At 33.8% G+C, this 12,929-nt stretch carries 14 protein-coding genes; 12 read left to right on the top strand and 2 right to left on the bottom strand.

What is annotated here, in order from left to right; genetic code table 11:
• Positions 1 to 38: 38 nt before the first annotated feature.
• From WKT09_RS00820 to WKT09_RS00795, 6 genes are all read left to right on the top strand, one after another.
• Positions 39 to 482: a ferritin-like domain-containing protein gene (locus tag WKT09_RS00820; protein WP_340414207.1), complete on the top strand. Its 444-nt coding sequence runs from the start codon at positions 39 to 41 to the stop codon at positions 480 to 482.
• 21 nt (positions 483 to 503) lie between these two features.
• Positions 504 to 1,445, top strand: a complete 942-nt coding sequence (gene miaA, locus WKT09_RS00815) for a tRNA (adenosine(37)-N6)-dimethylallyltransferase MiaA (RefSeq protein ID WP_340414206.1) — start codon at positions 504 to 506, stop codon at positions 1,443 to 1,445.
• A 101-nt stretch (positions 1,446 to 1,546) separates the two neighbouring features.
• A complete protein-coding gene (hfq, locus tag WKT09_RS00810; protein WP_336266959.1) occupies positions 1,547 to 1,780 on the top strand; it encodes an RNA chaperone Hfq in 234 nt (77 codons plus the stop codon).
• Between the two features lie 162 nt (positions 1,781 to 1,942).
• On the top strand, positions 1,943 to 2,764 hold the full coding sequence (locus WKT09_RS00805; RefSeq protein WP_340414205.1) for an undecaprenyl-diphosphate phosphatase: 822 nt from the start codon (positions 1,943 to 1,945) through the stop codon (positions 2,762 to 2,764).
• 241 nt (positions 2,765 to 3,005) lie between these two features.
• Complete coding sequence (locus WKT09_RS00800; RefSeq protein ID WP_340414204.1) at positions 3,006 to 3,554, top strand: AAA family ATPase; 549 nt, start codon at positions 3,006 to 3,008, stop codon at positions 3,552 to 3,554.
• A gap of 338 nt (positions 3,555 to 3,892) precedes the next feature.
• Complete coding sequence (locus WKT09_RS00795) at positions 3,893 to 5,542, top strand: SLC13 family permease (RefSeq protein ID WP_340414203.1); 1,650 nt, start codon at positions 3,893 to 3,895, stop codon at positions 5,540 to 5,542.
• A gap of 85 nt (positions 5,543 to 5,627) precedes the next feature.
• Here WKT09_RS00795 and WKT09_RS00790 read toward each other — a convergent pair whose 3' ends face one another.
• On the bottom strand, positions 5,628 to 6,821 hold the full coding sequence (locus tag WKT09_RS00790) for an MFS transporter (protein ID WP_340414202.1): 1,194 nt from the start codon (positions 6,819 to 6,821) through the stop codon (positions 5,628 to 5,630).
• Positions 6,822 to 6,972: 151 nt separating this feature from the next.
• On the opposite strand from WKT09_RS00790, the gene WKT09_RS00785 reads away from it, so the two are divergent.
• The 5 genes from WKT09_RS00785 (at position 6,973) to WKT09_RS00765 (ending at position 11,746) form a co-directional block, all read left to right on the top strand.
• Positions 6,973 to 7,101 (top strand): hypothetical protein, encoded by a 129-nt coding sequence (locus WKT09_RS00785; protein ID WP_340414201.1) that lies wholly within the window; start codon positions 6,973 to 6,975, stop codon positions 7,099 to 7,101.
• A 32-nt stretch (positions 7,102 to 7,133) separates the two neighbouring features.
• Positions 7,134 to 8,723, top strand: a complete 1,590-nt coding sequence (locus WKT09_RS00780; protein WP_340414200.1) for a recombinase family protein — start codon at positions 7,134 to 7,136, stop codon at positions 8,721 to 8,723.
• 45 nt (positions 8,724 to 8,768) lie between these two features.
• Entirely contained in the window at positions 8,769 to 9,170 is a 402-nt protein-coding gene (locus WKT09_RS00775; protein WP_340414199.1) for a hypothetical protein, read from the top strand.
• Positions 9,171 to 9,237: 67 nt separating this feature from the next.
• Complete coding sequence (gene hflX / locus WKT09_RS00770; RefSeq protein ID WP_340414198.1) at positions 9,238 to 10,482, top strand: GTPase HflX; 1,245 nt, start codon at positions 9,238 to 9,240, stop codon at positions 10,480 to 10,482.
• A 1-nt stretch (position 10,483) separates the two neighbouring features.
• Positions 10,484 to 11,746, top strand: coding sequence for a methionine gamma-lyase family protein (locus tag WKT09_RS00765; protein WP_340414197.1), 1,263 nt, complete (start codon positions 10,484 to 10,486; stop codon positions 11,744 to 11,746).
• A gap of 79 nt (positions 11,747 to 11,825) precedes the next feature.
• On the opposite strand, the gene lexA is transcribed toward WKT09_RS00765, so the two are convergent.
• The gene (gene lexA / locus WKT09_RS00760; RefSeq protein ID WP_340414196.1) at positions 11,826 to 12,443 is read right to left on the bottom strand and encodes a transcriptional repressor LexA; all 618 of its coding nucleotides are present in this window, start codon (positions 12,441 to 12,443) and stop codon (positions 11,826 to 11,828) included.
• Positions 12,444 to 12,687: 244 nt separating this feature from the next.
• Here lexA and WKT09_RS00755 point away from each other — a divergent pair, with 244 nt between their 5' ends.
• Positions 12,688 to 12,918: a DUF896 domain-containing protein gene (locus WKT09_RS00755; RefSeq protein WP_340414195.1), complete on the top strand. Its 231-nt coding sequence runs from the start codon at positions 12,688 to 12,690 to the stop codon at positions 12,916 to 12,918.
• Positions 12,919 to 12,929: the final 11 nt, after the last annotated feature.

Here is a 12,929-nt window from a genome sequence, read left to right as displayed (position 1 = left end):
CATAGTAAAACAAGTGCATATGTAAGGAGGATAAGTAAATGGGTAGACCGACCATACATTTATTTTTAAATCGGCTCCTAGCAAACTATTTTACGGTATACGTAAAATTGTTTCGTTATCAACATTATATAAAAGGAGCACATTTTCAACCTTATCAAATATTTTTTACGTCATTACAAAAAGAGCTAGGTGATACCATTCATACGTTAGCATCTTATATTACATCCATTAATGGTAGGCCATTTTGTACGATGGAAAAATTTCTTCAAGAAAAAACGATTGAAGAAGCTTCTGCAGACGATGAATTACATGAAATGTTTGCACAACTTGTCCATGATTTTACAAAAATGAAACGAGAAATTATCCATCATGGCTTAAAGGAAATGGATGAATGCAAAGATATGATGACGAAACATTTTTTAATGGATCATTTAATTCAATTACAACATCATATTTCAACATGTCTCACATATGAAAAATAAATAAACAAGGCGGAATTGTACGTGGAGAAAGAGAAAGTTATTATTATCGTAGGTCCGACAGCAATCGGAAAAACAGACCTAAGTATTCAATTAGCAAAAGAGTTACAAGCAGAGATTATAAGTGGTGACTCTATGCAAGTGTATAAAGGAATGGATATCGGTACTGGTAAAGTAACAAAAGAAGAAATGGCCGATATTCCGCATTATATGTTAAATATTCGTCAACCAGATGAAGATTTTTCGGTTGCAACCTTTAAAGAATTAGTGGAAGGACATATAAAAACAATAAATGATAAAGGAAAAATTCCTATTATCGTTGGTGGTACCGGCTTATATATTCAAGCTGTGTTATTTGATTACCAGTTTTCAGAACAAAAACGAGATGAAAAATTTACAAAAGAACTAGAGAACTTCCTCGAAAGAGAAGGGAATATCGCTTTACATGAAAGATTGAAAAAAGTAGATCCGATTCAAGCAGGGAAAATTCATCCAAATAACTACCGTCGTGTCATTCGTGCATTAGAAGTATATGAATCGACTGGAAAAACGATGACAGAACGACATAAGGCGCAAAACAATACGAGTAAGTATGATTATGTGTTAATCGGTTTAGAAATGAACCGGGACAAATTATACGAGCGCATTAATCGTCGTGTGGAAAAAATGGTACAGGACGGTTTAGTAGAGGAAGTAAGCGCATTATATGATAAAGGCTTTCGTGATACACAAGCGATGAAGGCAATAGGTTATAAAGAATTAATTCCTTATTTAGAACAAGAGATGTCTCTAGATGAAGCGGTTAACATCTTGCAACGAAATTCTCGACGCTATGCTAAAAGGCAATATACTTGGTTTAAAAATCAGATGGATGTGACGTGGTTTGATGCAGAAAAAGTGGAAAATCCTACTTATTTAAAAGGAATTTTGCAATATATTGAAAATTCACTTACAAAAACGAAGTAAAATAGGGTACAATAAACATATATACGTAAGATTGGCGTAGGTTCAAATGAATTCATTTAACCTTGTCTTCTTTAATAAAGATAGAAAAAGGAGGAAGAAGCATGGCACAAACAGTGAATATTCAAGATCATTATTTGAATCAACTTAGAAAAGAACGTATTGCTGTAACAGTGTTTTTAACAAATGGATTTCAATTAAGAGGGGTCGTCAAAGCATTTGACAATTTTACCGTTTTATTAGAAACGGAAGGAAAGCAACAATTGATTTACAAACATGCGATTTCAACGTTCGCACCATCAAAAAATGTTCCTTTAGATACGAAAGAGGAAGAATAGAACAAAAAGAAAGAAGCTTAGGTTTCTATTTTTATCGATTACCTAAGCTTCTTTTTTATCTGTGAAAAATTTACATAAAATTTACAAATAATAGGCCCTTTCTTTGATATGCTAAAGATAATGCTTTACATACGAAAAGAGAGAAAGATAGGGGATAAATGTATGGAAAATATGGATCTTTTGTATATTATTAAAATGTTTATTATTGGAATTGTTCAAGGTTTTACTGAACCAATACCGATTTCGTCTAGTGGGCATGTCATGATTGTAAGTGAAATATTACATATCGGTGAACAAGGGTTTACATTTGCTATTTTGACGAATACGGCATCATTATTAGCGATTCTATATGTGTATCGTCATGATATTGCCCGCTTAACCGTCCATTCTTTATCATATATACGAACGCGAGAAAAGGCATATCAAAGTGATTTTCGTTTCGTTCTATTATTAATTATTGCAACAATCCCTGCTGGGGTACTAGGTGTTATTCTGAAAGATTATATTGCTGATGTAGCAAATTTATTTATGATAGGACTTATGTTATTAATAACAGGAATGGCATTATGGCTTATTCGGAACATGAATGGTAAGAAAGATGAACAAGATATTACGATAAAAGATGCTATTATTGTTGGTTTTGGACAGGCTGTAGCCTTATTTCCCGGGATTAGTCGTTCTGGATCAACGATTATTTCTGCGGTTGCGGTTGGAATGAACCGTGAAACAGCCTTACGTTTTTCGTTTATGCTATATATTCCAGTTAGTGTAGGTGGGCTTATTTTAGGAGTAACGGATTTTTTAGAAGAACCAAATAAAAGTGAATTAATTCTTCCGTATGGTGTAGCTTTTTTCTCTACGTTATTTATGACGTTTTTTTCTTTGAAATGGTTTATTAACATTATGAAAAAAGGGAAGCTAATATATTTTGTATATTATTGTTTCACTGTAGGCTCCATTTTAGTTCTGACACAACTAGTATAAATTGATAATGTTACAATTATAATGATAGATATTTGTTACTTTCTGTGGTTCGATCTAACGAAAAGAACAGGAATAAATTTTTCGTTAGGATCGATCACGGTTAGGGGCAAAAACCCTTCGCTCCATTCCATTTAAACTCTTCTCCCATACAAACTTCATAATATATCAAACTGATTGAATAGGCGTTTATCACGGGAATGTATCTATTTGCATATATTATTTGTAGCAAGGGGGACCGCATATGAAGTCAAATATTATTCAAAGTCAACAAGGAAAAATTAATATTGTTTTACAACATGAGGTGCAGAAACAAGATCATAAAAATGAAAATATGAAAATGATTGATCACTTATTGAAAGACTTTATTGGTTTAGAAGAAGTAAAAGCGATGATCAAAGAAATATATGCGATAAAAATGATGAATGAAAAGCGTAAAATGTATCATTTATCTACGAATGAACATTCTATGCATATGATTTTTCGTGGAAATCCAGGTACAGGGAAAACAACGATTGCTAGAAAACTCGCCGAAATTTGTCTGGAATTACAATTATTAGAAAAAGGGCACTTTATCGAGGCGCAACGTGCAGATGTTGTCGGAGAATATATTGGGCAAACAGCAATTAAGACGAAACAATTAGTCGAGCGGGCACGCGGTGGTATATTATTCATTGATGAAGCTTATGCACTTGCACGGGGTGGTGAAAAGGATTTTGGTAAGGAAGCAATCGATACCATCGTTAAGCACATTGTATTAATTTTGATGTACAAGTATTTGACTCAATTATAAATATTTATTCTTTTCATCCATAAACCGACGACTTTTCACTGTAAACAGTATTGTTACTTTGTGAAAATGTAACAAATGAGCCTTACATTCTACATCTCTTCTTTGTTTAATGTCTACCCAATCATTCCTTTTAATTAAATCAATTTCTCGTATAAATATAGATCGGTTTATGCATCATTTACAATGCTGTATGGAAGATATGATGTAGAAAATGTAGATTGAATTTTTGATAAAAAGGAAAACTAAATATTTTCTGTAAATTTGATATAATTATGTTACAACATTATATAAATATGATATACTACTTGTGTTTGAAAAATAAATGGGAGGTTAAAAAAATGGTAAGTGCAACATGGAATCGGTTATGGGATATACATGAAGAAGCAAAAGAGAAAATCATGTTTTTCGTAAAGCCGAACAAAACAAATAACCAAAAAGCTATACAAGAAAATGCAAATGAAACAAACGGTGGAAAGGATGGAGGAAAAGGAGATTATAGTTATACGAAAGGACAACTAATCGGACTTATTTTAGGACCATTATTATTTACACTTATTTTACTCTTTTTCCATCCGGCAGATTTATCAAAAGAAGGGGTTGCTATTTTAGCTAGTACAGTTTGGATTGCAACATGGTGGATTACAGAGGCATTGCCAATTCCTGTAACTTCCTTACTACCACTCGTATTATTCCCAATGACGAATGGATTAGATATAAAAATTACTGCATCCCAATATGGGGATGAAACAGTGTTTTTATTTATGGGTGGGTTTATGATTGCCCTTGCAATGGAAAAATGGAACTTACACCGTCGAATTGCTCTGTGGATTATTATGATGATTGGAACGAATACAGATCGTATCGTGCTTGGATTTATGGTTGCTACCGGATTTTTATCGATGTGGATTTCAAACACAGCTACAGCAATGATGATGGTTCCTATGGGGCTCGCTATTACATATCAAGTAGCTGATGCCTTAAAGGGTACTGGAGAAGACACATCACGAGGTGGTTTTGGTTTTGGAAAGGCTTTAATGTTAGGGATTGCATATTCTGCTTCTTTAGGTGGAATTGCAACTTTAATTGGAACACCACCAAACACGTTATTAGCAGGTGCAATGGAGACAATGTACGGGATTGAGCTATCGTTTGCTAAATGGATGATTTTCGGGGTTCCATTTGCATGGATTTTTATTTTTATCGTATGGTTTTATTTAGTGAAAATTGCCTATCCAACAAAAGTAAAAAATTTACCCGGTGGCCAAGAAGTATTTGCTAAAGAAAAGGCTAGTTTAGGAAAAGCGTCAACAGAAGAAAAATTCGTATTTATCATTTTCTTATTAGCAGCATTTTCTTGGATTACGAGGTCATTTTTCTTATCCAAATTTATTGATGGTTTAAGTGACGGACTTATTGCTATTTTCTTTGCGATCCTTTTATTTGCGATTCCATCACCTAATGTAAAAGGTGGTCGTTTATTAGATTGGGAAACAGCAATGAAACTACCTTGGGGAATTTTATTACTATTCGGTGGTGGACTTGCAATTGCTGGTGGATTCGTGGAGACTGGTTTATCAGAATGGTTTGGTGGTCAGTTGACAGGTTTACAAGGAATTAATTTAATTGTCATCATCATTATCGTTTCTGTTTTAGTACTCACTTTAACAGAAGTTACATCCAATACGGCAACAGCTTCCATGATGTATCCAATTATGGGTTCTTTAGCAATTGCATTAGGGTACCATCCTTATGCACTTATGATTGCAGCAGGTGTAACGGCTTCATGTGCGTTCATGCTCCCAGTTGCAACACCACCAAATGCGGTCGTATTTGGAACAGGTTACTTACGAATTCAAGATATGATTCGTAAAGGATTACCGTTAAACTTTGTTGGAATTATTTTAATCACTTTATTAATTTATTTTGTCTTACCATATGCATGGGATTTTGATTTAACAGAAGTACCAGAAGAATTTTTGGTGGACTAAATTATATTTTGTGACAAAATTTCCATAAAAAAGCTTGGGATTAGAATGAAAGTTCATTGTAAGAACTGACATATATCCCAAGCTTTTATTTTTTTGTTTGAATCGTTTGATAGCCTTTTACTAAGAATACATAAATAGCAGGTAATATTGCCGCAAATAAAATAACGCCCATCCATTGATAGTTTTCCCATAATGGTGCTAAGGAAGTCGTACCGAGTGATACCCCTAAATAATACGCTACTAAATATAGACTTGAAGCACTCCCTTTATGGTGTGTAGCAGTCTGTGAAACGGTCGCTGTCGCAAGTGCATGGGAGATAAAAAATCCTAAACAAACAATACATAATCCGATTGTAATGAGTACAAGTGAGTTTCCTAACGTTATCATCATTCCGCTACATAATATTAACACCCCAGCTACTCTTAAATGACTTATATTATATCTTGCAGTTAATAATCCAGCAATAGGTGCACCAATTACTCCTAAACTATAAGCGAAATAAAAGTAAGAAACCTCTTTTAAAGAAAGTTCATAAGGTGCTTCTAGTAAATGGAATGGTAAATACGTCCACATACCTGTAAAAGAGATTTGTAGTACCATTCCAAGTCCAAACATTAATAACAATGTTGGGTTTTTAAAATGTACGATAAATCCTTTTATATCATCCTTCACTTTACTTTGTACTTCTGTAAAATATCGAGAACTCGGTAAATTAAATAAAACGAGAAAAAATGTAACGACGCCAAAAATGGCAAGGATATACAAAGCGATTTGCCAAGTATACTGTTCTGCGATATAACCTGTTACAAATCTTCCCATCATTCCGCCAATACTATTACATGATATATATAATGTAGTTGCAAACCCGAAATATTTTGGATCAATTTCTTCTGCCATATATGCTAGGGCTGTACTCAATAAGCCAGCTAATAGAAAGCCTTGCACAAATCTTAATAAAATAATAAAAATAAACATTTTTATTAAAGGAATAACAAATAATAGAATGGTAGAACAAATAATGGATAAATGAATAAATTTTGTTCTGCCACGACGATCTGACAAAAAGCCAATGATCAACAATCCAAAAATAAGTCCAATGGTTGTCATAGACATCGCTAAACTTGCATATGAGACAGATATTTGAAAGTTTTCTGTTAATAAAGGAAGTAAAGGTTGCATGAAATACATCGTTGCAAAGATAAACAGAGATGCTATTCCTAAACTCAAAATAATTTGCCAAAATTGAATATGTTTTATTGTGTATTTTTCTGTAATCATAAGGACCCCTAATTTTAATAATATTCTCTTTTTCTATCATTATATCGTATAAACCTCTATAATGCCTTATTTTCATCTATAAAATTAGATTTTTTATTCATTTGGACAATCCACCGACTCATACAATAGGAAGGAATGGAGGGGATGGAAGATGCAGCATAAATATATATTAATAGTAAAAGAAAAAAACGTATCTGATGAAAGGAGGGCTATAAAAATGAAAGAGGAATGGAAGGAGTTGTTGAAGGAAACGTTTATTAAGTATAAATATACGACATAACATCATCATGATAAAAATGTGGGGTGAATTACTTGATTCAATTAAAGGGAGGAAAAAAATTACCGTTAGAAAAGGTATATCAATTAGTTGGAAAAATAAACGGTATTATATATGCAAGAGTATCTACGACAGATCAAGCAAAAAAAGGGTATTCACTTACATCACAAAAACAACTTTGTATGGAACGGGCTAAAACAAAGTTTCATTATACGGAAGATGAGTTGATCGTTATGATAGAAGATGGACGAATGGGAGATGATCCTAATCGACCAGGCTTAAATTATGTTTTATATCTATTGGAACAAGGTGTTGGAAAAAAATTAATTATGTTACATCCAGACCGGTTAACGCGAGATAACACATTACAAGGAATTATTTCTAGAAAAGTGTGGGCAATGGGAGTCGATATTGAATTTGTCGAATTTGATGTAAATCCAAATGATCCTGAGTCTATGTTAATGTATAACATACAAGGCTCTATCGCACAGTATAATAAAGCAAAAATTTTAGCGAATGCAAGACGAGGAAGAATTGCTAAAGCAAAAAAAGGAGAAATTCCCAATTTTAGACGATTGTTTGGTTACCATTACAATAAACAATTAAAAACTGTTGACATCAATATGGAAGAAAAATCGATTTATTTAAAAATGGTCGATATGCTACTACAACAAAAAATGAGTTGCAATCAAATCGCACAAGCATTAAGTCAAAAGGGAATTGAAGGACCTAATGGATCGATATGGTATCAGACAACTGTTACAAGAATTTTACGCAATGAAAGTTATACGGGACGATATTATTATGGAAAAACAAAGGTTGTACAAAGAAACGGGAAAAAAGAACAAACACCAAGACCGAAAGAAGAATGGATATTAATTGAAATTCCACGAATAATAGACGATACAACGTATGATCGAATTCAACACGCTATTGACCAATACAGAACGAAACAAGGGCGAAAGTCCAAAGATTATTTATTAAGTAGGATTGTTATATGTGGTCGGTGTCATGGAGCAGTAGGAGCGGGTGTAACATCTAAAAGTAAACAGCGAATGCTTAAATATTATGTATGTCGAAAAAAACAGTCAAAAGGATATAAAGTCGGTTCAGCAGAAAGTGTACACCATTGTAAAGGAAAAAACTGGCGTGTAGACATTGTCGATTCCCTTGTATGGAATTGGTGCCAACAAATTATGCTCCAGCAAATGGATACAGTTAATGAATCTGTCATCCAAACAATGTATAAGTTAGAAGAGGATACAACCAATTGGAAAAAAGAAATAAACAATATTAAAGAACAAGTAACTCAATTACAAAAAGAACGGAGTAATTATGTCAAACTTTATGTAAAAGAAAAAATATCGGAGCAATACTTCGATGAATGTGTGCAACAAATAGACAAACGAATTAATCATTATCTGGATAAAGAGCGATATATATATGAGAAGAACATTGGAAAAAAAAGGATGAGTGAGGAAGAGTTTTTTCACGAACATCGATTATACATTCAATCTTTGATTAAACATTCGTTATCACCAGAGGAGAAACGTAGAGCCATTAATATTTTTGTAAAACAAGTCATTTTATACGATGATTTTACAGTTGAAATTATTCCAAGATAATTGGTGGGTTAAGATGAATAAGTATCATACAGGTTAAATAAAACAATGGTTAAATTGATGGAAGACTACAGAGATGAATTTATTCTTATCTTAGCAGGCTATTCCAATGAAATGGATTATTTTTTACAGACGAATCCTGGATTACAATCACGCTTTCCATTTCAAATCAACTTTCCAAATTACACGATGGAGCAACTGTTAGATATTTTAAACATGATGGCAAAAGAACGAGATTATCGGCTAACAAATCGTGCATTACTAAAAGTGGAACAACAGATTGAAATATGTTTACGAAACGAACCATTCACTTTTTCAAATGCACGATATATTCGTAATATATTGGAAAGAGCAATTCGACAACAAGCAATGCGAATGATGCAATATGTCCATTATTCGGAAGACCAGTTAACCATGTTACGAGCGGACGACTTTACGTTTCATAGGTGATATTTTCGTCAGTAATAATGATATCTGTTATGATAGAACTATAGGAAGAAAAGAGGTTGATATATATATGTCAAACGAACGTGTACTAATTTTAGCAGTTAAAAAAGCCACACAAACGGATGAACAATTTGAAGCAACAGTCGAAGAATTAAATTCCTTAAGTTATACTGCTGGCGGAGAAGTCATTGAGACCTTGACACAAGCAAGAGATACTATTCATCCTGTCACTTATGTTGGTCAAGGAAAATTAAATGAAGCACAAACAATTGTGGATGCCGAAGATATCGATTTAGTGATTGCAAATGACGAATTATCTCCTGGTCAGTTACGTAATTTGAATGACCATCTAGGAGTCCGTGTGATCGACCGAAGTCAATTAATATTAGATATTTTTGCTAGTCGTGCAAAAACGAAAGAAGGACAATTGCAAGTCGAACTTGCTCAGCTACAGTATACATTACCACGTTTGCATGGAATGGGGCTTGTGTTATCACGACTCGGTGGTGGAATAGGAACGAGAGGGCCAGGGGAGACGAAGTTAGAAACAGATCAACGGCATATACGAAGACGTATTGACGATATTAAGCGTCGGTTAAAAGATGTTGTGAAACAACGGGAGCAGTACCGAAAGCGAAGAAAGCAAAATAAAGTGTTTCAAATTGCCATTGTTGGATATACGAATGCTGGTAAGTCGACGATTTTTAATCGATTGACAAGTGAACAATCTTTAGAAGAAGATTTACTATTTGCTACATTAGATCCGTTAACGAGAAAAATTCAATTACCCTCAGGATTTGAATGTTTGCTTACTGATACGGTTGGCTTTTTACAAGCATTGCCGACGTCTTTAATCGCTTCCTTCAAATCAACTTTAGAGGAAGTCGCAGAAGCAGACTTCTTATTACATGTTGTCGATAGTTCAAATGAAGATTACGCACAACACGAACGTACTGTGTATGAAATTTTAGAAGAACTTGATGCACATACAATCCCGATGTTAACTGTATACAATAAAACAGACTTATTAGAAGCGGATTTTTTCCCGTCATCTGATCCGTCTATACAAATACACGCCTATGATGAAAATGATTTAGAAAAATTACTGCAAAAAATGGAAGACATTTTAAAAAAACAATGGGAATTTTATACTGTCTCATTAGAGTCATACGAATCAAAAGAGTTGCATCAATTTACGAAACATACGATTATAACAAAGAAGGAGTTTAATGAGGAAACATCCCAGTATGATTTAGAAGGATATATTCCTCATGCCCATCCACTACAGAAAATTTTAAAGGAGAAGCAAAAGTAATATGTTACAAAAAGAATTAATAGAAAAACTAGAAGCACAATGTACCCCTTATTTTAAATCAATAGATCAGATGGTAGAAAAAAACCAAAAGAAAGTACTAAAAGCGTTTCAAGAAGAACAGATCGGTGATCACCATTTTAGTTCTACGGATGGTTATGGTTATGATGACCAAGGACGAGATGGGTTAGAAGCGTTATATGCTCGTGTATTTGGTGGGGAGGATGCATTAGTCCGTCCCCAAATTGTTTCAGGAACACATGCTATTGCAACTGCCTTATATGCGATGTTACGTCCTGGAGATGAGCTTTTATATATTACAGGAGCACCATACGATACATTGGATCAAGTCATTGGAAAAAATACATCCAATACAGGAAGTCTAAAAGATTATGGTGTTCTGTATAGTGAAGTTTTATTAAAAGATAATCAAACAATTGATTATGAAGGAATTAAACATGCGATAAATGAACATACGAAAGTTGTAGGGATTCAACGTTCGAAAGGGTATGAAAATCGTCCGTCATTTACAATCGAAGCAATTGAACAAATGATTCAATTCGTAAAAGAAATAGATGATAACATTATTGTGTTTGTGGATAATTGTTATGGGGAATTTGTCGAAGACCGTGAACCGTTAGAAGTTGGTGCAGATATAATGGCTGGGTCTTTAATTAAAAATCCAGGTGGTGGACTCGTTCGTGCCGGAGGATATATTGTTGGAAAAAAAGTTTTAGTTGAGCTTGCTGCCAATAGACTAACAGCACCAGGGCTAGGGAAAGATGCCGGAGCGACATTAAATATGTTACAAGAGATGTATCAAGGATTTTTCCTTGCACCACATGTAGTAGGGGAAGCATTAAAAGGAGCAATTTTTACTGCACGGTTAATGGACTATGTTGGGGTGGAAACAGCACCTACGTATACAGATAAACGTACAGATATTATTCAGGCAATGACATTCCATCACGAAAAAGCGATGATCCAATTTTGTGAAGCAATTCAGGCAAATTCACCAATTAACTCGTATGTTGCACCATACCCAAGTGATATGCCAGGATATGAAGAAAAAGTAATCATGGCTGCAGGAACGTTTATCCAAGGAGCAAGTATTGAATTATCCGTGGATGGTCCAATTAAACCTCCATATACAGCATTTTTACAAGGTGGTTTAACCTATGCACATGTGAAAATCGCTATTATTCAAACAGTAGAAAAGCTAATTCAAGATGGATTACTGGATCCCTTCACTTTTCCAGAATTGTAAATAAGTAGTGAAAGAGGACGGTTTAAGTTAAATAAAAACGGTAAAGTTTATCACCTTTTGATAAGCTTTACCGTTTTTATTAGAATGCGCGATATAGACCGATTACCTTTCCTAAAATAATGACATTATTTAATAGGATTGGTTCCATAGCATCGTTTTCAGGTTGTAAGCGAATATGATCTGTTTCTTTATAAAATCTTTTTACAGTTGCTTCATCTTCGTCCGTCATTGCGACGACGATATCTCCATTGTTTGCTACATTTTGTTGTTTTACAATTACTCTATCACCATTAAAAATTCCAGCGTTGATCATACTATCCCCATCGACTTCTAATAAAAATATATTATCTTCCCGATGTGCAAGGGATGTTGGAACTGGCGCATATTCTTCGATATTTTCAATTGCTGTAATCGGCGCACCAGCAGTTACTTTACCAATTAGTGGAGCATAACGTGCCGTATCTTTTTCGATATTCTGGAATGATGGATCAACAATTTCAATTGCTCTTGGTTTTGTTGGGTCTCTACGAATATATCCTTTATTTTCAATTCGTTCTAAATGGCCGTGCACAGTAGAACTAGAAGCTAAACCAACTGCTTTGGCAATCTCACGAACAGAAGGAGGATATCCTTTCATTTCTACTTCATGAACAATATAATCAAAAATCATCTGTTGCCTTTTTGAAAGTTTTTCCAAGCACCTCACCTCATCTGTCTATATAATTACTTTCATTTTATCAAAATGCGAACAGAAGTCAAACATAAGTTCCCATATTTGTTCGGTAGAAATGTTCTATTTCTGAAAGGTTGTCTGAAATGTAAAGTTATTATAGAATATTATGTGGCGCAATTGTATCTATACAAAATATTGTATAGTATAATATAAGAAGTGTATAGATATACGTTTATCATAGATAACTTAGAAATTAAGAGGTGAGAACATGTTAACGAAAGAAAAACTTGAACGTATTAATTACCTCGCTAAAAAAGCAAAAAGTGAGACATTGACGCAAGAAGAAAAACAAGAACAACAAAATCTTCGTCAACAATATTTACAAAGCATTCGTCAATCATTTACTAATCAAATAACTTCTGTTACGGTGATCGATCCAGAAGGAAACGATGTAACACCGGACAAAGTGAAACAAATAAAAAGAAATAGAGACAAATAATATATATAAAG

The organism is Pseudogracilibacillus sp. ICA-222130 (assembly GCF_037892545.1).
Classification (GTDB): Bacteria; Bacillota; Bacilli; order Bacillales; family Amphibacillaceae; genus Pseudogracilibacillus.
This window is presented reverse-complemented; position numbering and strand designations above follow the sequence as displayed.

What these genes read in the sequence shown, in the direction of transcription:
- WKT09_RS00820 (WP_340414207.1), top strand. Translation starts at nt 39, where the DNA reads ATGGGTAGACCGACCATACATTTATTTTTAAATCGGCTCCTAGCAAAC.
- hfq (WP_336266959.1), top strand. Translation starts at nt 1,547, where the DNA reads ATGGCACAAACAGTGAATATTCAAGATCATTATTTGAATCAACTTAGA.
- WKT09_RS00805 (WP_340414205.1), top strand. Translation starts at nt 1,943, where the DNA reads ATGGAAAATATGGATCTTTTGTATATTATTAAAATGTTTATTATTGGA.
- WKT09_RS00800 (WP_340414204.1), top strand. Translation starts at nt 3,006, where the DNA reads ATGAAGTCAAATATTATTCAAAGTCAACAAGGAAAAATTAATATTGTT.
- WKT09_RS00795 (WP_340414203.1), top strand. Translation starts at nt 3,893, where the DNA reads ATGGTAAGTGCAACATGGAATCGGTTATGGGATATACATGAAGAAGCA.
- WKT09_RS00790 (WP_340414202.1), bottom strand. Translation starts at nt 6,821, where the DNA reads ATGATTACAGAAAAATACACAATAAAACATATTCAATTTTGGCAAATT.
- WKT09_RS00785 (WP_340414201.1), top strand. Translation starts at nt 6,973, where the DNA reads ATGCAGCATAAATATATATTAATAGTAAAAGAAAAAAACGTATCTGAT.
- WKT09_RS00775 (WP_340414199.1), top strand. Translation starts at nt 8,769, where the DNA reads ATGGTTAAATTGATGGAAGACTACAGAGATGAATTTATTCTTATCTTA.
- hflX (WP_340414198.1), top strand. Translation starts at nt 9,238, where the DNA reads ATGTCAAACGAACGTGTACTAATTTTAGCAGTTAAAAAAGCCACACAA.
- WKT09_RS00765 (WP_340414197.1), top strand. Translation starts at nt 10,484, where the DNA reads ATGTTACAAAAAGAATTAATAGAAAAACTAGAAGCACAATGTACCCCT.
- WKT09_RS00755 (WP_340414195.1), top strand. Translation starts at nt 12,688, where the DNA reads ATGTTAACGAAAGAAAAACTTGAACGTATTAATTACCTCGCTAAAAAA.